Consider the following 19,837-nt stretch of genomic DNA (forward strand, 5'->3'; position numbering starts at 1 on the left):
GCCGAACCGATAATGGCAAGCCGCAGTTCATGGACCGATGGAATTCCTGCTGGCTGCCATGGCGATCTGAGGAAGGGCTTCACGCTCCCCGGCCGAAATCGTAGCTGGCAAAAGCTTCGGCATTGCGGGGTTTGCGAAAGATCTCCGGGTGGGCAAGCGCCCGCCTGGCATCCTCATAGCCCGCAGCCCAGTGCTCCTCCATCATCAGGCGCGAGAAATCGTAATCCTTGCTGGCCCCTTCATATTTCTGGGCGCGATAGATCAGTTGCACCACGTTGCAGCTCTTGCGCTCGACGGCCTTGCTCAGCAACCCGACATCCTCCTCCTGGCCGAAATCCTCCGGCAGCTTTGCCAGGATGCGCTTGAGGGCACCGCGCAGGCGCTGATAGTCGCGAGCACGGGTCGTGGCTGCACGGGTGCGGCTGGAATACTGGATCTCCTTTTGCCGGACCTCGACCTCGGCCATGTCCTTGGGAATGTCGCCGCGGGCGTTCCATAGATCGACCTGGAACGCGAGCGTATCGAGGTCCTGCCGCTCCAGGATCCATTGCAGCGGCGTGTTCGAGACCAATCCGCCATCCCAATAAAACTGCCCGTCGATCTCGATCGGGGGAAAGCCGGGCGGTAGCGCCCCGCTTGCCATGATATGTTCCGGCGTGAGGCGGGCGGTGCCGTTGCCATTGTTGAAATAGGCGAAGTTGCCGCTGGCGATGTTGACGGCGCCGACCGCAAAGCGGGTCTCGCCGCTGTTGAGCCGCTCGAAATCGATCAGCTCCAGCAAAGTCTGCTTCAAAGGCGCGGTGTCATAGAAGCTGGTGGCGCCGGCCGAGCCGGGCGGCATCAGGTAAGGCGGCGGAAAGCGAGGCTCGAAGAATTTCGGCGCCCCCTTCAGCAGAACCTGGCCGGCCTGGAACTGGTTCACCAGCTTGTGCTGGCGGTCACCCTCCCGGGCGAACAGGCGGATCCATTCGAGGGCCGGCTCGAAGGGCGGATCGCTCACCATCTCCCAAAAGCGGCGCAATTGGGCGACACGCTTGCCGGGGGCATTGCCCGCGATAAGGGCCGCGTTGATAGCGCCGATGGAAATGCCGGCGATCCAGTTGGGCTGAACGCCCCCTTCTTCGAGAGCCTGGTAGGCGCCGGCCTGATAGGCCCCGAGCGCACCGCCGCCTTGCAGCAGCAGCGCGACACGCTCGAAACCGTTATGGCCTTCTTCCGGCTCCTCCGGCTTGCGGGTACGGCGTGTCTTGCTGCTGCTTCGGTCTGTAGCGGTCACGGGGCAAGGTCCATTCTGTGGCTGCCAAGCCGCCTATCAGACCACCAGCACGATCACATGACAGACGGGCTTCTTGCCCCATACCCCGTTCACGGCCGAACGCACGGCGCGCTCGACCGCCAGTTCCACCGCGTCCGGATCACGCCGCTTCGGCTTGGGCAGGCTCTCGAGCACCTGCAGGGCCGCCTCGGCAATGACCTCGTCCATCAGGCGCCCATCGCCGATGCGCAGCGGCAGACCCGAAAACTTCACATCGGGCTCGTTGACGATCTCGCCCTTCTCCGACAGCGCCAGGGCGATCGAGACGGCGCCGGACCAGGACAGACGCCGCCGCTGGGGGATGGTTTCCTCCGCCGCATTGATCAGCACATCACCATCGAGGCAGATGCGGCCGGTCGGTGCCTCGTCCACCACCTGGGTGCCGCCCTCCCGCAGCGCGATGATCTGGCCGTCACCGGCGGCAACGACCTCGGGCACCCCGAGCGAACGGGCAAGGTCGGCGTGCTCGGCGAGGTGCCAGGCCTCGCCATGGACGGGGATGGCGATCTTCGGCCGGGTCCATTGATACATGTCCGTGAGTTCGCCACGGCGGGGATGGCCCGAGACATGCACGAGTTGGTTGCGATCGGTCACGATTTCCGCGCCCTGCCGTACCAAGCCATTGATGATGTTGCCGACAGCCTTCTCATTGCCCGGAATGGTGCGCGAGGAGAAAATTACCGTATCGCCCTTGGCCAGGGTGACCTCGGGGTGTTCGCTGCGGGCGATACGCGCCAGAGCGGCGCGCGGTTCACCCTGACTGCCGGTCAGCACGGCCACCACCTTCTCGCGCGGCAGGAAGCCATAGCTTTCCGGGCTGAGGAAATCGGGAATGCCGTCGAGCAGGCCACATTCGCGTGCAACCTGACAGACCCGTTCCATCGCCCGGCCGACAAGCACCACGCTGCGGTCATTCTGCATGGCGGCTTCGGCGATCGAGCGGATGCGTCCGACATTGGAGGCGAAGGTGGTCACCGCCACCCTGCCCTTCTTGGCGGCGATGATTTCCCCAAGGCTCTTGGCGACGTCACGCTCGGACGGCGAGCGTCCCTCGCGGATCGCATTGGTGGAATCGCAGATCAGTGCCAGCACGCCCTCGTCGCCCAGCGCCTTCAGGCGTTCGGAATCGGTGCGGGGCGGGATCACCGGCGTCTCGTCGATCTTCCAGTCGCCGGTATGGATGACCATGCCCGCCGGCGTGCGGATGGCCAGCGCGTTCGATTCCGGAATTGAATGAGCGACATTGATCAATTCGATGTCGAACGGACCCAAGGTGAAGCGGGCCTGGGACGGGATGATGCGCACGTCGAGCTTGGGGGCATCCGGATCATGCAGGCGCTTGGCTTCCAGCAGGGCTGCCGTGAACCTGGTGGCGTAGATCGGCACCTGCAGCTTGGGCGCCAGGTGAATGAGCGCGCCGAAATGGTCCTCATGCGCATGGGTGATCACAATGCCAGTCAGGTTCTTGCGCTGGCCTTCGATAAAGCGCGTGTCGGGCATGACGAGATCGACGCCGGGCAAATTTTCATCGGCAAACGATACGCCGCAATCGACCATCAGCCATTGGCGTTTGTTGGCCGGTCCATAGCCGTAGAGAGCCATGTTCATGCCGATCTCGCCGATGCCGCCCAGGGCGCAGAAGACGAGATCGGTGGTGTCGCGTGCCATATCAGGTTCCTTACGGGCGCGAACGCGCCACTGTTTCATAACCGGCTACAAGCGTGGCAACCGACATGTTCATGAATCGGATGAATTAAAGCGTTTTGCAGCTTGGCGGAATCGCCAAGAATCGCAAAAACGCGTCGAACCAGAGAGTTCGAGCAAAAGAGGGTTTCCGTCTACAGCATCGGACCCGATGTCGGAAGCGCTCCTGATGCTGCGGGTCGTTGTCGCCGCATCGTTTTCGCCGAAGACCGGCGCCCACCTTTCGGCACGATGCTCCGGACGCGCTTTGCTCAAGAAAGCAGGCCCGGAAAGAAGATCTCGCCTGCGGAAATTTCCCGACGCGCGCCGGAATCGTCGCGCAGGATCAGGACCCCTTCCGCATCCAAGGCCTCGAATACACCGTCTATGTCACCAGAGGGCAGCCGCACCACGATCCTGCGCCCGAGACCTGCGGCACGTTCCAGCCATGCTTCCCGTATCGTCGCAAAGCCGAGGCCCCGCTGCCATTGCTCCAGGCGTCGGGCGAAGCCATCCGTCAAGGCCGCAAAGAAATTCACCACATTGACGGTCGCATCGGTCATGGCCAGATGCGTGGCAGGATAAGGCGTGCCATCCGGATGGCTGGCGATATTGACGCCGCAGCCGATGACCGCCGAAAAGCCGCCGCCGGCATGGGCACCTTCGACCAGGATGCCGGACACCTTGGCCCTGCCGATCAGTACGTCATTGGGCCATTTCAACGCCAGGGCCGGAGCCGCCCGAGGGGCCGTTGACAACACGGCATCACTCAGCGCCAGCGCCGCGACGAAGCACAGATCCGCCGCCCGCCTCGGTTCAGCCGGATCGACCAGCAGGAGCGAAGCATAAAGATTGCCTCTTGGCGAACTCCAGGGGCGGCCGCGCCGCCCCTTGCCTGCTACCTGCTCGCCGGCAGTCACCCACAGACGGTCCTGGCCACGTTCCAGCGCTTCGGCATTGGTTGAGCCAATGCTGTCGAAATGTAGATGACGGAAGCCTGCCGCCTGTGCTCCTGCCCCGAGTTTCATCGCCTCGAAAGCATCAGCCCGCAGCCGCGACGAGGGCTGCGGCCGTCGCGGCCGGGCCGGTGATCAACGTCGGCCAGACGATGAAGAATACGGTCACGATGGTGGCGAGCACCAACACGGCACGCAGTGTCACCGGCATCGGCTCAAAGGCCTCGGCTGGCTCGTCGAAGAACATCAGCTTGATGACGCGCAGATAATAAAACGCGCCGACCACGCTGCAGAGCACGCCGAGGATCGCCAGAGGCCACAGTCCCTGATGCACGGCGGCGACAAAGACGTACCACTTGGCCCAGAAGCCAGAGAGCGGCGGGATGCCGGCCAGGGAGAACATCAGGGCCGCCAAGGCATAGGCCGTCAAGGTATCCGTCCGCGACAGGCCGGCGAGATCGCTGATGCTCTCGACATAGACGCCCTTGCGCTTCATCGACAGGATCACCGCGAAAGTGCCGAGGGTCATGGCAAGATAGAGCGCCAGATAGATCAGCACGCCCTGAACGCCCTCGGAAGTGCCCGCCGCCAGGCCGACCAGGGCAAAGCCCATATGGCCGATGGAGGAATAGGCCATCAGTCGCTTGATATTGCTCTGGCCGATGGCGGCGAAGGAACCAAGCGCCATCGAGGCGATCGCGATAAACACCACGATCTGCTGCCACTGCGCCAGCGCCGAGGGGAAAGACGTGATGATCACGCGGACCATCAAGCCCATGGCCGCGATCTTCGGCGCGCCGGCGAACAGCGTCGTCACCGGCGTGGGGGCGCCCTCATAGACGTCGGGCGTCCACATGTGGAAGGGCACGGCGGAGATCTTGAAGGCCAGCCCGGCAAGCAGGAAGACAATGCCGAAGACCAGACCGAGGCCGACATGCCCCTGCACGGCGGTGGCGATACCGGTGAACGACACCGTACCGGCAAAGCCGTAAATCAGCGAGGCGCCATAGAGCAGCATGCCCGAGGACAGGGCGCCGAGGACGAAATATTTGAGGCCCGCTTCGGTCGACTTCAGATCGTCGCGATGGATCGAGGCAATCACATAGAGGGCGAGCGACTGCAGTTCGAGCCCGATATAGAGGGCAATGAGGTCGTTGGCCGAGAGCATCATCAACATGCCGGTGGTGGCCAGCAGGATCATCACCGGATATTCGAACTTCTCGATGCCTCTCGAGCGCAGGAAGTCGCCCGACATCAGGATGGCCGCCCCCGATCCGATCAGCACCAGGATCTTGGTGAAGCGCGCGAAGGCGTCGACGGTGAAGGACCCGTTGAAGGCCTTGCCGTCATGGCTGATTGCCACCAGCACCACGACCACCGCCAGCAGCAGCACCGAGAGCGTGGTGACGAGGCCGTAGCCGCGGGGCGCCGAGAAGACGCCGATCATCAACAATGCGATAGCGCCGAGAACCAGAACGATCTCCGGAAGCGCCGTTGCAATTTCAGAAGCAGACATGGCTCGCCTTCGGATCAGTTAAGCGCAACGCTGGCAGCTTTCGCCGCCTGGATGAGATGGGTGACGGCAGCCTCGCTCATGTTCAGGATCGGCTTGGGATAAACACCGAAATAGATCGTGAGGAGAACCAGGGGCGCCAGGATGATGAATTCCCGGCCCGTCAGGTCGGCGATGCCGGCCAGGCTCGGCTTCTCCAGCGCCCCATAGACGACCCGGCGATAGAGCCAGAGCGCATAGGCCGCCGAAAGGATCACGCCCAGCGTGGCGAAGAAGGCCACCCAGGTGTTGGCCGAGAAGGCGCCCACCAGCGTGAGGAATTCGCCGACGAAGCCTGAGGTGCCGGGCAAGCCGACATTGGCCATGGTGAAGACCATCAGCGCCAGCGCATACCAGGGCATGCGATTGACCAAGCCGCCATAGGCCGCGATCTCGCGGGTATGCATGCGATCATAGACCACGCCGACGCAGAGGAAGAGCGCGCCCGAGACGATGCCATGCGAGATCATCTGGAAGATCGCCCCCTGCACGCCCTGCTCGTTCATCGAGAACAGGCCCATGGTGACGAAGCCCATATGGGCGACCGACGAATAGGCGATCAGCTTCTTGATGTCCTCCTGCATCAGCGCCACCAGGGAGGTGTAGACGATGGCGATGACGGAGAGGGTGAACACCAGCGGCGCGAAATATTCGGAGGCCGCGGGGAACATCGGCAGCGAGAAGCGGATGAAGCCGTAGCCCCCCATCTTCAGAAGGATGCCGGCCAGGATCACCGAGCCCGCCGTCGGCGCTTCGACATGCGCGTCAGGCAGCCAGGTATGCACCGGCCACATCGGCATCTTCACCGCGAAGGAGGCAAAGAAGGCCAGCCATAGATAGGTCTGCATATGGGCCGGGAACTGGTGCTTGAGCAGCACGGCGATGTCCGAGGAGCCCGCGTTCCAATACATCGCCATGATGGCGATCAGCATCAGCACCGAGCCGAGCAGCGTGTAGAGGAAGAACTTAAAGCTGGCATAGATGCGCCGCTGCCCGCCCCAGACGCCGATGATCAGGAACATCGGGATCAGGCCGCCTTCGAAGAACAGGTAGAACAGCACGATGTCCTGCGCGCAGAACACGCCGATCATCAGCGTTTCCAGCACGAGGAAGGCGATCATGTATTCGCGTACGCGGTTCTGGATCGAACGCCAGGAGGCGAGGATGCAGAATGGCATCAGGAAGGTCGTCAGGATGACGAAGGGCAACGAGATGCCATCGACGCCCATGCGGTAGTTGATGGCGCCACCCGTGGTGCCGCCGAGCCAGTTGGTGTTCTCGACGAATTGGAAGCTGGTATTCGCCGGATCGAAGGCGAACAGCGGCAGCAACGAGACGACGAAGGTCGCAATGGTGGTCCACAGCGAGATGATGCGCGAATTGCGTTTCACGCCTTCGGGATCGCCCCGAAGCACGAGCATCAGCACCACCCCGACCAGTGGCAGAAAGGTCGTAACGGAAAGAACCGGCCAGGACATCAGTGCGTGCCTCCGAGCATGGACCAGGTGAACAAGGCCGCAATGCCGATCAGCATGGCGAAGGCATAGTGATAGAGATAGCCGGTCTGCAGCTTGACGACGCCGCGGGTGACGTCGACGACGCGGGCGGAAACACCATCCGGGCCGAGGCCGTCGATGGTGGCGCCGTCGCCCTTCTTCCACAGGAAGCGGCCGAGCCACTTGGCCGGGCGAACGAAGGCCCAGTCATAGAGCTCGTCGAAATACCACTTGTTGAGCAGGAAGTTGTAGAGCAGCGGATTGCGTTCGGCGATCGCCGCCGGCACCGTCGGCTTGACGATGTACATGTAGTAGGCCGTCAGGAAGCCGATCAGCATCATGGTGAAGGGCGCCAGATGCACGAACGCCGGAACGTGCTCCATGCCCTCCAGGATCTTGGTGCCCTCGCCCAGCGAGACCGCCTCGCGCCAGAAATGCTCCAGCCCTTCCTCGGTGATGAAGGCATGGTGGAAGGCCATGCCGGCGATCACCGCGCCGACAGACAGCACCGCGAGGGGGATCATCATCGGCAGCGGCGATTCATGCGCATGATCATAGGTGTGCGCATCAGCCCTGGTCTGCCCGTGGAACGTCATGAAGATCAGGCGCCAGGAATAGAAGGAGGTCATCAGCGCGGCGACGATCGTCATCCAGAAGGCATAGAGCGGGATCAGGCGGCCGCTTTCGGCATAGCTGGCCCAGGCCGCCTCGATGACGGCATCCTTGGAATTGAAGCCGGCGAAGCCGATCTGGGTGAAGGGCAGGCCGACACCGGTGAGCGCCAGCGTGCCGATGATCATGGCCGCGTAGGTCCATGGAATCTTCGACTTGAGGCCGCCCATCTTGCGCATGTCCTGCTCGTGATGCATCGCCACGATCACCGAACCGGCACCGAGGAAGAGCAAGGCCTTGAAGAAGGCGTGCGTGAACAGGTGGAACACGCCGACATTGTAGGCGCCGACACCCAGAGCCACGAACATGTAGCCGAGCTGCGAACAGGTCGAATAGGCGATGACGCGCTTGATGTCGTTCTGGACGAGGCCCACGGTAGCGGCGAAGAAGGCCGTGGTAGCGCCGATAAAGGTGACGAAGGCCAGCGCATTAGGGGCATGCTGGAACAGGGGCGACAAGCGCGCCACCATCACGATGCCGGCCGTGACCATGGTCGCGGCGTGGATGAGCGCGGAGACCGGCGTCGGGCCTTCCATGGCGTCCGGCAGCCAGGTGTGCAGCAGGAACTGCGCCGACTTGCCCATGGCGCCCATGAACAGCAGGAAGCAGGCGACTTCCAGAGCCGGCAGGGTATAGCCGAGGAAGTGGATGGTGGTAGCAGCCTTGCCGGCGGCTTCCTTGAAGATACCCTCGAAGCCGACCTGCCCGAAGATGACGAACACCGCGAAGATGCCGAGCGAGAAGCCGAAGTCGCCGACGCGGTTGACCACGAAGGCCTTGATGGCGGCTGCATTGGCCGAGGGCTTCTTGTACCAGAAGCCGATCAGCAGATAGGAGGCCAGACCGACGCCTTCCCAACCGAAGAACATCTGCACCAGATTGTCGGAGGTCACCAGCATCAGCATGGCGAAGGTGAACAGCGACAGATAGGCGAAGAAGCGCGGCCGCGAGGGATCCTCTTCCATATAGCCGATGGAATAGAGGTGGACGAGCGAGGACACGGTGGTGACCACCACCAGCATGACCGCCGTCAGCGTATCGATGCGCAGGGCCCAGTCGATCTGCAGCTTGCCGACATGGATCCAGTCGAGCACCGGCACCGTGGTGGTGGCGCCGTTGAAGCCGACATTGATGAAGGCGACCCAGGACAAAATGCAGGACAGGAAGAGCAGGCCCGTCGTCAGATACTCGGCGAAGCGGATCTTGCCTGGGGAGTGGGGAGATTCCTCGACGGCGTGATGATCGTCATGACCATGGGCATCATGGCCATGGTCATCGTGTCCATGCGCAGCATGAGAGCCATGGCCGTGGTCGTCATGACCATGTCCGGAGGTCTCGGCGGCATCGGCCGGCGCCAGGCGCCAGGTCAGCATGTTGGCGATGCCGGCAATCAGGAAGCCGAGGAGCGGCAGGAAGACAATTGCGTTATACACGCCCTCAGCCCTTCATCACGTTGATATCTTCGACGGCGATCGAACCGCGGTTGCGGTAGAACGCCACCAGAATGGCAAGACCGATCGCAGCCTCGGCGGCGGCGACCGTCAGGATCAGCAGGGTGAAGACCTGGCCCGTAATGTCATGCAGCGCCGCGGAGAAGGCGACCATATTGATGTTCACCGCAAGCAGGATGAGTTCCACCGACATCAGGATGACGATGACGTTCTTGCGGTTGATGAAAATCCCAAGCACGCCGATGGTGAAGAGAACGGCGGCAACGGCGAGAAAATGGGAAAGATCGACGGCCATGTGTCAGATCCCCTGCCCTGGCTGAACTTTGACGACCTCCACCGACTGCGCCTTGGTGCGCGCCGATTGCAAGGCCGGATTCTGGCGCTTGACGCCTTCCTTGTGGCGCAGCGTCAGCACGATGGCGCCGATCATGGCCACCAGCAGCACCAGCCCGGCGCCCTGGAAGAAGAAGACATAGTGCGTGTAGAGCACGCGTCCGAGCGCCTCGGTGTTGGTGACGGAGGTGTCGATCTGCGTCTGCGGATTGACGACGATACCGGGGGAGATCGCCCAGCCGACCACCACCATCAGGAGTTCGATCAGCACGATCAGGCCGACCAGGAAGCCGATCGGCAGATATTGCAGGAAGCCCTGGCGCAATTCGGTGAAATCGACGTCAAGCATCATCACCACGAAGAGGAAGAGCACGGCGACGGCGCCGACATAGACCACGATCAGGATCAGCGCGAGGAACTCAGCCCCGGTGAGCATGAACAGGCCGGCCGCGTTGACGAAGGCCAGGATCAGATAGAGCACCGAATGCACAGGGTTGCGCGACAGGATGACCATCAAGGCCGATGCCACGCAAACAAAGGCGAACAGGTAGAAGAAGGCTGTCGCCACATTCATGTTCAAACCCCTCTCCGGCTCGTTTCCGTGCCGTCTAGTCTCAACCGCTTCAGCGTGGCTGAAGCACTACAAACAAACTCGGCCCCGCAGGTCCGCTCGGTGCCTAGCGATAAGGCGCGTCCTTGGCGATATTCTTGGCGATTTCCCGCTCCCAGCGGTCACCATTGGCCAGAAGACGATCCTTGTCATAGAACAGCTCTTCGCGCGTCTCGACGGCGAACTCGAAGTTCGGCCCCTCGACGATGGCATCCACCGGGCAGGCTTCCTGGCAGAAGCCGCAATAGATGCATTTGACCATGTCGATGTCGTAGCGGGTGGTCCGCCGCGTACCGTCATTGCCGCGCGGGCCGGCCTCGATGGTGATGGCCTGGGCCGGGCAGATCGCCTCGCACAATTTGCAGGCGATGCAGCGTTCCTCGCCGTTGGGATAACGGCGCAGGGCGTGCTCACCCCGGAAGCGCGGCGACAACCGTCCCTTTTCGAAAGGATAGTTCAGCGTCGCCTTCGGCTTGAAGAAATAGCGCATCGACAGGAAGAAGGCCGAAACGAATTCCTTCAGGAACAGGGCCTTGGCGGCCTGATCGAGACCGACACGCGGCCGGCTGGGATTGGCGGCGGTCATGGTGCCCATCCGGTGATCTGGAGGAAGCCAGCAACGATCACGACCATGGCGATCGACAGCGGCAGGAAGACTTTCCAGCCGAGACGCATCAGCTGGTCATAGCGGTAGCGCGGCACGAAAGCCTTCACCATCGCGAACATGAAGAATACGAAGGTCACCTTGACCAGGAACCAGATGAAGCCCGGGATCCAGGTGAAGGGCGGCAGATCGATCGGAGCGCTCCAGCCACCCATGAACAGGATGGTGGTCAGGGCGCACATGGTCATGATCGCCACATACTCGCCCAGCATGAACAGCAGGTAGGGCGTCGAGGCGTATTCGACCATGAAGCCGGCCACGAGTTCGGACTCGGCTTCGGCCAAGTCGAAGGGCGGCCGGTTCGTCTCAGCCAGGGCCGAGATGAAGAAGATGATGAACATCGGGAAGAGCGGCAGCCAGTACCAGTTCAGGAAGGTCAGCCAGGGCAGACCGATCAGGCTGGCGAGGCCGCGGCTCTGCTGAGCGTCGACGATGGCCGTCAGGTTCAGCGAGCCGGCGCAAAGCAGCACGGTGATGATGACGAAGCCGATGGAGACTTCATAGGACACCATCTGGGCGGCGGCGCGCAGGGCCGACAGGAAGGGATATTTCGAGTTCGAGGCCCAGCCCGCCATGATGGTGCCGTAGACGCCGAGCGAGGAGATGGCGAAGACGTAGAGGACGCCGACATTGATGTCGGCGATCATGGTGCCGGCCGCCACCGGCAGCACCGCCCAGCCCGCCAGGGCGAGCACGCAGGTCACGAAGGGGGCAAGCAGGAAGACGCCCTTGTTCGCACCTGCCGGGATCACCGGCTCCTTGAGCACGAATTTGAGCAGGTCGGCGAAGGACTGGAACAGCCCCCACGGACCCACCACGTTGGGCCCGCGTCGCAGCTGCACGGCCGCCCAGACCTTGCGGTCGGCCAGCAGATAATAGGCGATGAAGACAAGTAGGCAGACCAGCAGCACCAGGCTTTGCACCAGCGGCAGGCCGACCTTCCAGAGCAGTGTTTCCCAGATCGTCATGGCCCGTCCTTATTCCGCCGCCAGCGGCAGCGCGCCCGAGGCGAGCTGCGAACACTGCGCCATCACGGCCGAGGCGCGCGCGATGGGGTTGGTCAAATAGAAATCGCTGATCGCTGCAGCGAAGGCTGACTTGTCGACGTCTCCGCCGAGTCCCGCCAGGGCCGTCACGCCGGAGGCATCGCCGGCGGCGACTTCGCCGATCCGGCCGAGGTGGGGAATGGCCGCGAACAAGGTCTTGCGCAAGGCACCGAGCGAGTCGTAGCCGAGTTTGGCGCCGAGCGCTTCAGAGAGCGCCCGCAGGATCGCCCAGTCCTCGCGCGCCTCACCCGGCGGGAACGCCGCGCGGTTGGCAAGCTGGACCCGCCCTTCGGTGTTGACGAACAGGCCCGAGCGTTCCGGATAGGCTGCCGCCGGCAGGATCACATCGGCACGATGTGCGCCGCGGTCACCGTGGCTGCCCTGATAGACCACGAAGGCGCCCGGTTCGATGGTGACCTCGTCGGCGCCGAGCAGGAAGAGCACGTCGAGTGCCCCGTCCTTAGCCATGCCGGCTGCATCGAGACCGCCCTCCCCCGGCACGAAGCCGACATCGAGCGCTCCCACGCGCGAGGCTGCATTGTGCAGCACGCCGAAGCCGTTCCAGCCGTCCTTGACCACGCCGAGGGCCTGGGCTGCCTTGGCGGCCAGCGAAAGCAGGGCCGCACCGTCGGCGCGCGCATAGACGCCGCCGCCCACGATGATGACGGGCTTGGCCGCCCCCTTCAGCAGGTCGGCGAACGAGCCCTTGCCGGCAGCCAGCTCGGCCAGGGTATCGGGGCCGGCTCCGACATAATCATAGCCATAGGTCAGATCGGCCTGTTCACCGATCAGGCCAACCTTGACGCCGCGCAACCAACGCTTGCGGATGCGGGCATTGAGGACCGACGCTTCCTTGCGCGGATTGGTGCCGACCAACAGGATCGCGTCCGCCTCTTCGAGACCAGCGATCGTCGGGTTGAAAAGGTAGCTGGTCCGGCCCAAAGCGGGATCGATCTTGGCGCCGTCCTGGCGGGCATCGAGGTTCTTGGAACCGAGCTTGCCGATGAGATCCTTCAACGCGAACAGCTCTTCCACCGCGGCGAGATCGCCGGCGATGGCGCCGATGCGCTCAGGCTTGGCTGCCTTCACCTTGGTCGCGATGGCGGCAAAGGCCTCCTGCCAACTCACAGGCTTCAGGCGACCATCGACACGCAGATAGGGTCGGTCGAGGCGCTGGGTGCGCAGGCCGTCCCAGATGAAGCGGGTCTTGTCGGAGATCCACTCCTCGTTCACCAGTTCATTGGTCCGCGGCACGATGCGCAGCACTTCCCGCCCGCGCGCATCGATGCGGATGGCGGAGCCCACCGCATCCATCACGTCGACGGATTCGGTCTTGGAAAGCTCCCAGGGACGGGCATGGAATTCATAGGGCTTGGAGGTCAGGGCGCCGACCGGGCAGAGATCGATGACATTGCCCTGCAGTTCGGAACTCATCGCCTTTTCGAGATAGGTGGTGATCTCCATATCTTCGCCACGGCCGATGGCGCCGAGTTCGGAGACGCCTGCCACCTCAGTGGTAAAGCGGACGCAACGCGTGCAATGGATGCAGCGGTTCATCACCGTCTTGACCAGCGGGCCGATATATTTGTCCTCGACCGCACGCTTGTTCTCGGCATAGCGGTTCTTGTCGACGCCGTAGGCCATGGCCTGGTCCTGCAGGTCGCACTCGCCGCCCTGATCGCAGATCGGGCAGTCCAGCGGGTGGTTGATGAGCAGGAACTCCATCACCCCTTCGCGAGCCTTCTTGACCATCGGGCTCTTGGTGAGCACCACCGGCGGCTCGCCGTTCGGGCCAGGACGGAGGTCTCGTACCGCCATGGCGCAGGAGGCCGTGGGCTTGGGCGGACCGCCCTTCACCTCGACCAGACACATGCGGCAATTGCCGGCAATCGACAGGCGCTCGTGGAAGCAGAAACGCGGGATCTCTGCACCCGCGACCTCACAGGCCTGGAGGAGTGTGTACTCCGCCGGGACCTCGATTTCCTGTCCGTCGACGATCAACTTGGCCATGGATAACCTTGACGATCAGGCCTGGAATGCAAGACGCAGTCCAGACTCTTTCCAAACTCGACTTCGCAAAATTCAGTGCCGCGATCAACATCGCGAAACGAAAATTCAGCGCTGTGACAGGCCGGAAACGGGAGACGATCCCAGCCCAAAGTGTGTTGCGATTTGATGGAGTCACCAAGAATCGCAAAACGCGTTCGATCAACGAGCCAGAGCAAAGTGCGTTTTCGCTAAAACGCGTTTTGCCTTGGTAGATTGTAACCGGCGGAAGCCGGCCTGTTATTCCGCCGCCTGCAGGACAGGATCGGAATGGGGGTTGGCGGCATACTGATCGATGCGCGCTTCGATCTCATGACGGAAATGGGTGATCAGGCCCTGGATGGGCCAGGCCGCCGCATCGCCGAGCGCACAGATCGTATGCCCTTCGACCTGCTTGGTGACGTCGAGCAGCATGTCGATCTCGCGCTTCTGGGCGCGGCCATCGGCCATGCGGGTGAGCACGCGCCACATCCAGCCCGTGCCCTCGCGGCAAGGGGTGCACTGGCCGCAGCTCTCATGCTTGTAGAAATAGGCAAGCCGCGCGATCGTCCGCACGACGTCGGTGGACTTGTCCATCACGATGACTGCGGCGGTGCCGAGGCCAGAGCGCAGCTTCGACAGCGAGTCGAAGTCCATCGGCGTGTCGATGATCTGCTCGGCCGGCACCATGCGCACCGACGAACCACCCGGGATCACGGCCTTCAGATTGTCCCAGCCGCCACGGATGCCGCCGCAATGGCGCTCGATCAGTTCGCGGAACGGAATGCCCATCGCCTCTTCGACGTTACAGGGCTTGTTCACATGCCCCGACACGCAAAAGAGCTTGGTGCCGACATTGTTGGGATTGCCGATGCCAGCGAACCAGCCTGCGCCGCGGCGCAGGATCGTCGGGGCGACGGCAATCGACTCGACATTGTTCACCGTGGTCGGGCAGCCGTAGAGGCCCATATTCGCCGGGAAGGGCGGCTTCATGCGCGGCATGCCCTTCTTGCCTTCGAGGCTTTCGAGCAGCGCGGTCTCTTCGCCGCAGATATAGGCGCCGGCACCGTGATGAACGTAGAGGTCGAAATCCCAGCCGTTCTTGTTGTTCTTGCCGATCAGGCCGGCCTCATAGGCCTCGTCCACGGCGCGCTGCAGAGCCTCGCGCTCGCGGATATATTCGCCGCGAATATAGATGTAGCAGGCATGCGCATTCATGGCGAAGGAGGCGATCAGGCAGCCTTCGACCAGATGCTGCGGATCATGCCGCATGATCTCGCGGTCCTTGCAGGTGCCGGGCTCGGACTCGTCGGCATTGACGACGAGATAGTTCGGCCGTCCATCGGACTTCTTGGGCATGAACGACCATTTCAGGCCGGTCGGAAAGCCTGCGCCGCCGCGGCCCCTGAGCCCCGAGGCCTTCATCTCGTTGACGATCCAGTCCTGCCCCATCTCGAGGATCTGCTTGGTGCCATCCCACGAGCCACGCTTGATGGCCGCCTGCAGTCCGGGCGACTGGAGGCCGTAGAGATTGGTGAAGATGCGGTCGCGATCAGCAAGCATGGCGGATCCGGATATCTGAGAACGGGGATCGTCCTGTCGCCGATGCAAGGCTTGCGGCAGAACACGTCGTCGGAAAGGAGCCGGTCATCCCAACCCCTGCCCTGTTAAAAGTCACGATTTGGCCGGCGCCGCAGCGGCGGCCTCGGCCGCCGCTGCCTTGGCAGCTTCCAGCTTGGTCTTTTCCTCGGCCAGGCGTTGCTTCCAGGAGCCGATCATCGAGCCGTCATAGAGCGACGGGTCTGTCAGGGTCTGGGCGCCGCCTTCCGGCTCGGACGAAAAGCGGCCATTCTGCGGCCCGGGCTTCACTTCCTTGCCGGCGGCAAGATCGTCGATGATGCGTTCCATGATCTCGGGGGTGAGATCCTCGTAGAAATCGGCATTGATCTGCACCATTGGTGCATTGCAGCAGGCGCCCAGGCATTCGACCTCGAGCCAAGAGAACTTGCCGTCATCCGTCACATGACGCTCGGGACCGATGCGCTTCTTGACCACGTCCCGGATGGCTCCGGCGCCACGCAATTGGCAGGGCGTCGTGCCGCAGAGCTGGATGAAATGTTTGCCGACCGGCTCCAGCGCGAACATGGTGTAGAAGGTCGCGACTTCCAGAACGCGGATCTTGGGCATGTCGAGACGGGCTGCGACCACCTCGATCGCCGCCTGGGATACCCAGCCACCGGCCTGCTCCTGCGCCTTCCACAACAGCGGAATCACCGCCGAAGCCTGGCGGCCGGGCGGATATTTGGCGATCTGCTTGTCCACCCACGCCTCGTTTTCGGGCGTGAAGGCAAAGCTTGCCGGCTGGAGTTCCTGGGGCGCGAGCCTGCGGACGGACATGCGCATTCCTCTTTAACTGCTAGAGCAAAGCGCGTTTTGGCAAACGCCCTTCTACTCTCACTTCTGGTTTCGACGCGTCTTTGCGATTCGTGGTGATCCCCTCAAATCACAAGACGCTTTTGCAGCCGGTTCAAGGCCGGCAGCAACCTAAGAAATCAACGATCGACTTCGCCGAACACGATGTCGAGAGAACCCAGAATGGCGGAGACGTCGGCCAGCATGTAGCCACGGCACAGCCAGTCCATCGACTGTAGATGCGCAAACCCTGGTGCGCGGATCTTGCAGCGATAGGGCTTGTTGCCGCCGTCGGAGACTAGATAGACGCCAAATTCGCCCTTGGGCGCTTCGACGGCCGCGTAAACCTCGCCGGCAGGCACGTGATAGCCCTCGGTGTAGAGCTTGAAATGATGGATGAGCGCTTCCATCGAACGCTTCATCTCGCCGCGCTTGGGCGGCACGACCTTGTTGTCGGCGGCAGAAACCGGCCCGCTCGTCGTACGCAAAAGCGCGCAGCATTGCTTCATGATGCGGACCGACTGGCGCATCTCTTCCATGCGGATGCAGTAGCGATCGTAATTGTCGCCGTTCTTGCCGATCGGAATGTCGAAATCGAGCTCGGAATAGCATTCATAGGGTTGCGACTTGCGCAGATCCCAGGCGGCGCCCGAGCCACGCACCATCACACCCGAATAGCCCCATGCCCAGGCGTCATCCAAAGCGATGATGCCGATATCGACATTACGCTGCTTGAAGATGCGGTTGTCGGTGAGCAGCCCCTCAAGGTCGTCGCAAACCTTGAGGAAGGGATCGCAGAAGGCCTCGATGTCGTCGATCAGTTCCGGCGGCAGGTCCTGGTGGACGCCGCCCGCGCGGAAATAGGCGGCATGCATGCGGCTGCCCGAGGCACGCTCGTAGAAGATCATCAGCTTCTCGCGCTCTTCGAAGCCCCACAGTGGCGGGGTCAGCGCACCACAATCCATGGCTTGCGTAGTGACGTTGAGCAGATGCGAGAGGATGCGGCCGATCTCGGAATAAAGGACGCGGACAAGCTGGCCACGCCTGGGCACTTCCAAGCCAAGCAGGCGTTCGATGGCCAGGCAATAGGCATGCTCCTGATTCATCGGCGCGACGTAATCGAGCCGATCGAAATAGGGAATGGCCTGCATGAAGGTCTTGGCTTCGATCAACTTCTCGGTACCGCGATGCAGCAGGCCGATATGGGGATCGACACGCTCGACCACCTCGCCGTCCAGCTCCATGACCAGACGCAACACGCCGTGCGCCGCCGGATGCTGCGGGCCGAAATTGATCGCGAAATTGCGCAGATGCGGTTGGTCGTTCATGTCGTTTCCAAACTTTCCGAGTTGGCCAGCTTGTTCGGAGCCATTTCGAGAGTCTTGCTAGTCCTGATCCGGCGCGCGGGAACGCGTCAGCTCGCCTTCGCCTTCTCGTCGCCGGGCAGCACGTAATCGGTACCTTCCCATGGCGACAGGAAATCGAAGTTGCGGAATTCCTGGTTGAGCCTGACGGGCTCGTAGACCACGCGCTTGGCTTCGTCGTCCCAGCGCACCTCGACAAACCCGGTCATCGGGAAGTCCTTGCGCAGGGGGTGGCCGTCAAAGCCGTAGTCGGTCAGGAGCCGGCGCAGGTCGGGATGGCCGGTGAACAGGATGCCGTAGAGATCGTAGGCTTCGCGCTCGAACCAGAGCACGCCGGGGAACAGCTCGATAGCCGAGGGCACCGGGGTCGCCTCGTCCGTCTCCAGCTTCACGCGAATGCGCACGTTCTTGGTCGGCGAAAGCAGATGATAGACCACATCGAAGCGCTTCTCGCGAGCCGGATAGTCGGCTCCACAAACATCGATGATCGACACGAAGCGCGAGCCGGAGTCATCACGCAGATGCTTGAGAACAGCCAGGATGTTGTCTGCATCCGTGCTGACGGTCAGTTCGCCGAAGGCGTGGACCAGGCCAGACACGGCTTGCGGAAAGGCAACTTGAAGCGCCTCGCCGATCTCCTGCAGGGTTTGCGAATTTGCCATGTCAGCTCCGCTCAACGCTCGATAGTGCCGGTACGGCGGATCTTCTTCTGCAGCAGCAGCACGCCATAGAGCAGCGCTTCCGCAGTGGGCGGGCAGCCGGGCACGTAGATGTCAACGGGCACGATGCGATCGCAGCCACGCACGACCGCATAAGAGTAGTGGTAGTAGCCCCCGCCATTGGCGCAGGAACCCATCGAGATCACGTAACGCGGCTCTGGCATCTGGTCATAGACCTTGCGCAGGGCCGGCGCCATCTTGTTGGTCAGGGTGCCCGCCACGATCATCACGTCGGACTGCCGAGGCGAGGCGCGCGGCGCGAAGCCGAAGCGCTCGACGTCGTAACGGGGCATCGAGACCTGCATCATCTCGACCGCGCAGCAGGCAAGGCCGAAGGTCATCCACATCAGCGAGCCGGTGCGGGCCCAGTTGATCAGGTTGTCGGCCGAGGTGACGAGGAAGCCGCGATCGGCCAGCTCAGCGTTGATGTCCACGAAAAATGGATCGGTCGAACCGACCGGCTTGCCGGTGTTCGGGTCGATGATGCCCTTGGGCGCCGGCGCCACCAGCGTGCCGCCGGCTGTGTCCAGGTTCAATCCCATTCGAGCGCGCCCTTCTTCCACTCATAAACGAAGCCGATGGTCAGCACGGCCAGGAAAATCATCATCGAGATGAAGCCGAACAGGCCAACCTCCTTGAAACTGATCGCCCAGGGGAACAGGAATGCCACTTCGAGGTCGAAGATGATGAACAGGATCGACACCAGATAGAAGCGCACGTCGAACTTCATGCGCGCGTCGTCGAAGGCGTTGAACCCGCACTCATAGGCGGAAAGTTTTTCCGGGTCCGGGCGCTGATACGCCACGAGGAAGGGCGCCACCAGAAGCGCCAGGCCAATGACGGCCGAGACCCCGATGAAGATGATAAGCGGCAGATAGCCGGCGAGAAGGTTGTCCATCAGCACGAACCCTAAAGCGGCTTGCGATTTGGTGGGCTCACCAGGAATCGCAAAGACGCGTCGAGACAAAGAGTTGGAGCAATGCGGCGTTTTCGCTGAGACGCACGTTGCTCCAGCTGTGATCGACCGGGAGCGCTTGAACTCGGGGCCACCACGTTTGGACGATACGAGTATGGGCGCGCTTCGACAGCGGCACTCACACCGGTCATCCCTCTACAGCGCTTTGGAAAACCACCATCATGCTGCGTCGTGAACGACCTGCAGCGAGCCTTAAACCACGGCTATGGGAGGCGCAAGCTTGGAAGCGTTCCAGCCAAGAGATTCCTACCGCACTGCGGCAGAATATCGGGCGATTCTGGCATGATCTTGGCGCATAGCCGATATGAGTTGCAAGGAGCCATATGCCTGCAACCGACCGCCTTGCGTATTGTCGGGCTGAAAATGCAAAAGCCAGCCCGAAGGCTGGCTTTTTGTCACAAATGGCGAGAGAGACGGGACTTGAACCCGCGACCTTCGGCGTGACAGGCCGACGCTCTAACCAACTGAGCTACTCCCCCGTCTCCGCCAGCGGCGGCGAACCGTGCTGGCGTGGCGCGGTGATTAGAGGGCCACCCGCGCAGTGTCAAGCGACATTTCGCAAC

Annotated in this window: 16 protein-coding genes, 1 tRNA gene and 1 pseudogene; all 18 read right to left on the reverse strand. The window is 62.4% G+C overall.

Annotated elements, in window-relative coordinates:
- Positions 1 to 79: 79 nt before the first annotated feature.
- The 18 genes and pseudogenes from ACN6KF_RS09520 to ACN6KF_RS09605 all read right to left on the reverse strand — a co-directional run bounded on the left by ACN6KF_RS09520 (position 80) and on the right by ACN6KF_RS09605 (position 19,753).
- The gene (locus ACN6KF_RS09520) at positions 80 to 1,276 is read right to left on the reverse strand and encodes a patatin-like phospholipase family protein (protein ID WP_434956616.1); all 1,197 of its coding nucleotides are present in this window, start codon (positions 1,274 to 1,276) and stop codon (positions 80 to 82) included.
- A gap of 36 nt (positions 1,277 to 1,312) precedes the next feature.
- The gene (locus ACN6KF_RS09525) at positions 1,313 to 2,983 is read right to left on the reverse strand and encodes a ribonuclease J (RefSeq protein WP_434956617.1); all 1,671 of its coding nucleotides are present in this window, start codon (positions 2,981 to 2,983) and stop codon (positions 1,313 to 1,315) included.
- Between the two features lie 287 nt (positions 2,984 to 3,270).
- The gene (locus ACN6KF_RS09530) at positions 3,271 to 4,026 is read right to left on the reverse strand and encodes a biotin--[acetyl-CoA-carboxylase] ligase (protein ID WP_434956618.1); all 756 of its coding nucleotides are present in this window, start codon (positions 4,024 to 4,026) and stop codon (positions 3,271 to 3,273) included.
- A 13-nt stretch (positions 4,027 to 4,039) separates the two neighbouring features.
- Positions 4,040 to 5,470, reverse strand: a complete 1,431-nt coding sequence (gene nuoN / locus ACN6KF_RS09535) for an NADH-quinone oxidoreductase subunit NuoN (RefSeq protein ID WP_434956619.1) — start codon at positions 5,468 to 5,470, stop codon at positions 4,040 to 4,042.
- Positions 5,471 to 5,484: 14 nt separating this feature from the next.
- Positions 5,485 to 6,984 carry an NADH-quinone oxidoreductase subunit M gene (locus ACN6KF_RS09540; protein WP_434956620.1) on the reverse strand — a complete coding sequence of 500 codons (1,500 nt, stop codon included), beginning with the start codon at positions 6,982 to 6,984 and terminating at the stop codon, positions 5,485 to 5,487.
- Positions 6,984 to 9,107, reverse strand: coding sequence for an NADH-quinone oxidoreductase subunit L (gene nuoL, locus ACN6KF_RS09545; RefSeq protein WP_434956621.1), 2,124 nt, complete (start codon positions 9,105 to 9,107; stop codon positions 6,984 to 6,986). The genes ACN6KF_RS09540 and nuoL overlap by 1 nt, the downstream gene beginning before the upstream one ends.
- A 4-nt stretch (positions 9,108 to 9,111) precedes the next feature.
- The gene (gene nuoK / locus ACN6KF_RS09550) at positions 9,112 to 9,420 is read right to left on the reverse strand and encodes an NADH-quinone oxidoreductase subunit NuoK (protein ID WP_068282543.1); all 309 of its coding nucleotides are present in this window, start codon (positions 9,418 to 9,420) and stop codon (positions 9,112 to 9,114) included.
- A gap of 3 nt (positions 9,421 to 9,423) precedes the next feature.
- Positions 9,424 to 10,032, reverse strand: a complete 609-nt coding sequence (locus ACN6KF_RS09555; RefSeq protein WP_434956622.1) for an NADH-quinone oxidoreductase subunit J — start codon at positions 10,030 to 10,032, stop codon at positions 9,424 to 9,426.
- 103 nt (positions 10,033 to 10,135) lie between these two features.
- Positions 10,136 to 10,654: an NADH-quinone oxidoreductase subunit NuoI gene (gene nuoI, locus ACN6KF_RS09560; protein ID WP_068282998.1), complete on the reverse strand. Its 519-nt coding sequence runs from the start codon at positions 10,652 to 10,654 to the stop codon at positions 10,136 to 10,138.
- Positions 10,651 to 11,700: an NADH-quinone oxidoreductase subunit NuoH gene (gene nuoH, locus ACN6KF_RS09565; protein WP_434956623.1), complete on the reverse strand. Its 1,050-nt coding sequence runs from the start codon at positions 11,698 to 11,700 to the stop codon at positions 10,651 to 10,653. The genes nuoI and nuoH overlap by 4 nt, the downstream gene beginning before the upstream one ends.
- Before the next feature lie 9 nt (positions 11,701 to 11,709).
- Positions 11,710 to 13,788, reverse strand: a complete 2,079-nt coding sequence (gene nuoG, locus ACN6KF_RS09570) for an NADH-quinone oxidoreductase subunit NuoG (protein ID WP_434956624.1) — start codon at positions 13,786 to 13,788, stop codon at positions 11,710 to 11,712.
- A 276-nt stretch (positions 13,789 to 14,064) separates the two neighbouring features.
- On the reverse strand, positions 14,065 to 15,366 hold the full coding sequence (gene nuoF, locus ACN6KF_RS09575) for an NADH-quinone oxidoreductase subunit NuoF (RefSeq protein WP_434956625.1): 1,302 nt from the start codon (positions 15,364 to 15,366) through the stop codon (positions 14,065 to 14,067).
- A gap of 117 nt (positions 15,367 to 15,483) precedes the next feature.
- A pseudogene (gene nuoE / locus ACN6KF_RS09580) lies at positions 15,484 to 16,200 on the reverse strand (NADH-quinone oxidoreductase subunit NuoE); the annotation flags it as partial.
- A 155-nt stretch (positions 16,201 to 16,355) separates the two neighbouring features.
- On the reverse strand, positions 16,356 to 17,543 hold the full coding sequence (locus ACN6KF_RS09585) for an NADH-quinone oxidoreductase subunit D (RefSeq protein ID WP_434956626.1): 1,188 nt from the start codon (positions 17,541 to 17,543) through the stop codon (positions 16,356 to 16,358).
- An 86-nt stretch (positions 17,544 to 17,629) separates the two neighbouring features.
- Positions 17,630 to 18,241: an NADH-quinone oxidoreductase subunit C gene (locus tag ACN6KF_RS09590; RefSeq protein WP_434956627.1), complete on the reverse strand. Its 612-nt coding sequence runs from the start codon at positions 18,239 to 18,241 to the stop codon at positions 17,630 to 17,632.
- Positions 18,242 to 18,252: 11 nt separating this feature from the next.
- Positions 18,253 to 18,840, reverse strand: coding sequence for a NuoB/complex I 20 kDa subunit family protein (locus ACN6KF_RS09595; protein ID WP_149255038.1), 588 nt, complete (start codon positions 18,838 to 18,840; stop codon positions 18,253 to 18,255).
- Positions 18,831 to 19,196, reverse strand: coding sequence for an NADH-quinone oxidoreductase subunit A (locus ACN6KF_RS09600; protein ID WP_434956628.1), 366 nt, complete (start codon positions 19,194 to 19,196; stop codon positions 18,831 to 18,833). Before ACN6KF_RS09600 ends, ACN6KF_RS09595 begins: the two co-directional genes overlap by 10 nt.
- Positions 19,197 to 19,676: 480 nt before the next feature.
- Positions 19,677 to 19,753 (reverse strand) — tRNA-Asp (locus ACN6KF_RS09605).
- Positions 19,754 to 19,837 lie beyond the last annotated feature (84 nt).

The sequence above is a fragment of the Labrys methylaminiphilus subsp. lupini genome (assembly GCF_051161885.1).
Lineage (GTDB): Bacteria > Pseudomonadota > Alphaproteobacteria > Rhizobiales > Labraceae > Labrys.

Excerpts from the sequence above, each read along its gene's own strand:
- ACN6KF_RS09525 (WP_434956617.1), bottom strand. The coding sequence starts at position 2,983 with ATGGCACGCGACACCACCGATCTCGTCTTCTGCGCCCTGGGCGGCATC.
- ACN6KF_RS09530 (WP_434956618.1), bottom strand. The coding sequence starts at position 4,026 with ATGAAACTCGGGGCAGGAGCACAGGCGGCAGGCTTCCGTCATCTACAT.
- nuoN (WP_434956619.1), bottom strand. The coding sequence starts at position 5,470 with ATGTCTGCTTCTGAAATTGCAACGGCGCTTCCGGAGATCGTTCTGGTT.
- ACN6KF_RS09540 (WP_434956620.1), bottom strand. The coding sequence starts at position 6,984 with ATGTCCTGGCCGGTTCTTTCCGTTACGACCTTTCTGCCACTGGTCGGG.
- nuoK (WP_068282543.1), bottom strand. The coding sequence starts at position 9,420 with ATGGCCGTCGATCTTTCCCATTTTCTCGCCGTTGCCGCCGTTCTCTTC.
- ACN6KF_RS09555 (WP_434956622.1), bottom strand. The coding sequence starts at position 10,032 with ATGAATGTGGCGACAGCCTTCTTCTACCTGTTCGCCTTTGTTTGCGTG.
- nuoI (WP_068282998.1), bottom strand. The coding sequence starts at position 10,654 with ATGACCGCCGCCAATCCCAGCCGGCCGCGTGTCGGTCTCGATCAGGCC.
- nuoH (WP_434956623.1), bottom strand. The coding sequence starts at position 11,700 with ATGACGATCTGGGAAACACTGCTCTGGAAGGTCGGCCTGCCGCTGGTG.
- nuoG (WP_434956624.1), bottom strand. The coding sequence starts at position 13,788 with ATGGCCAAGTTGATCGTCGACGGACAGGAAATCGAGGTCCCGGCGGAG.
- nuoF (WP_434956625.1), bottom strand. The coding sequence starts at position 15,366 with ATGCTTGCTGATCGCGACCGCATCTTCACCAATCTCTACGGCCTCCAG.
- ACN6KF_RS09585 (WP_434956626.1), bottom strand. The coding sequence starts at position 17,543 with ATGAACGACCAACCGCATCTGCGCAATTTCGCGATCAATTTCGGCCCG.
- ACN6KF_RS09590 (WP_434956627.1), bottom strand. The coding sequence starts at position 18,241 with ATGGCAAATTCGCAAACCCTGCAGGAGATCGGCGAGGCGCTTCAAGTT.
- ACN6KF_RS09595 (WP_149255038.1), bottom strand. The coding sequence starts at position 18,840 with ATGGGATTGAACCTGGACACAGCCGGCGGCACGCTGGTGGCGCCGGCG.
- ACN6KF_RS09600 (WP_434956628.1), bottom strand. The coding sequence starts at position 19,196 with ATGGACAACCTTCTCGCCGGCTATCTGCCGCTTATCATCTTCATCGGG.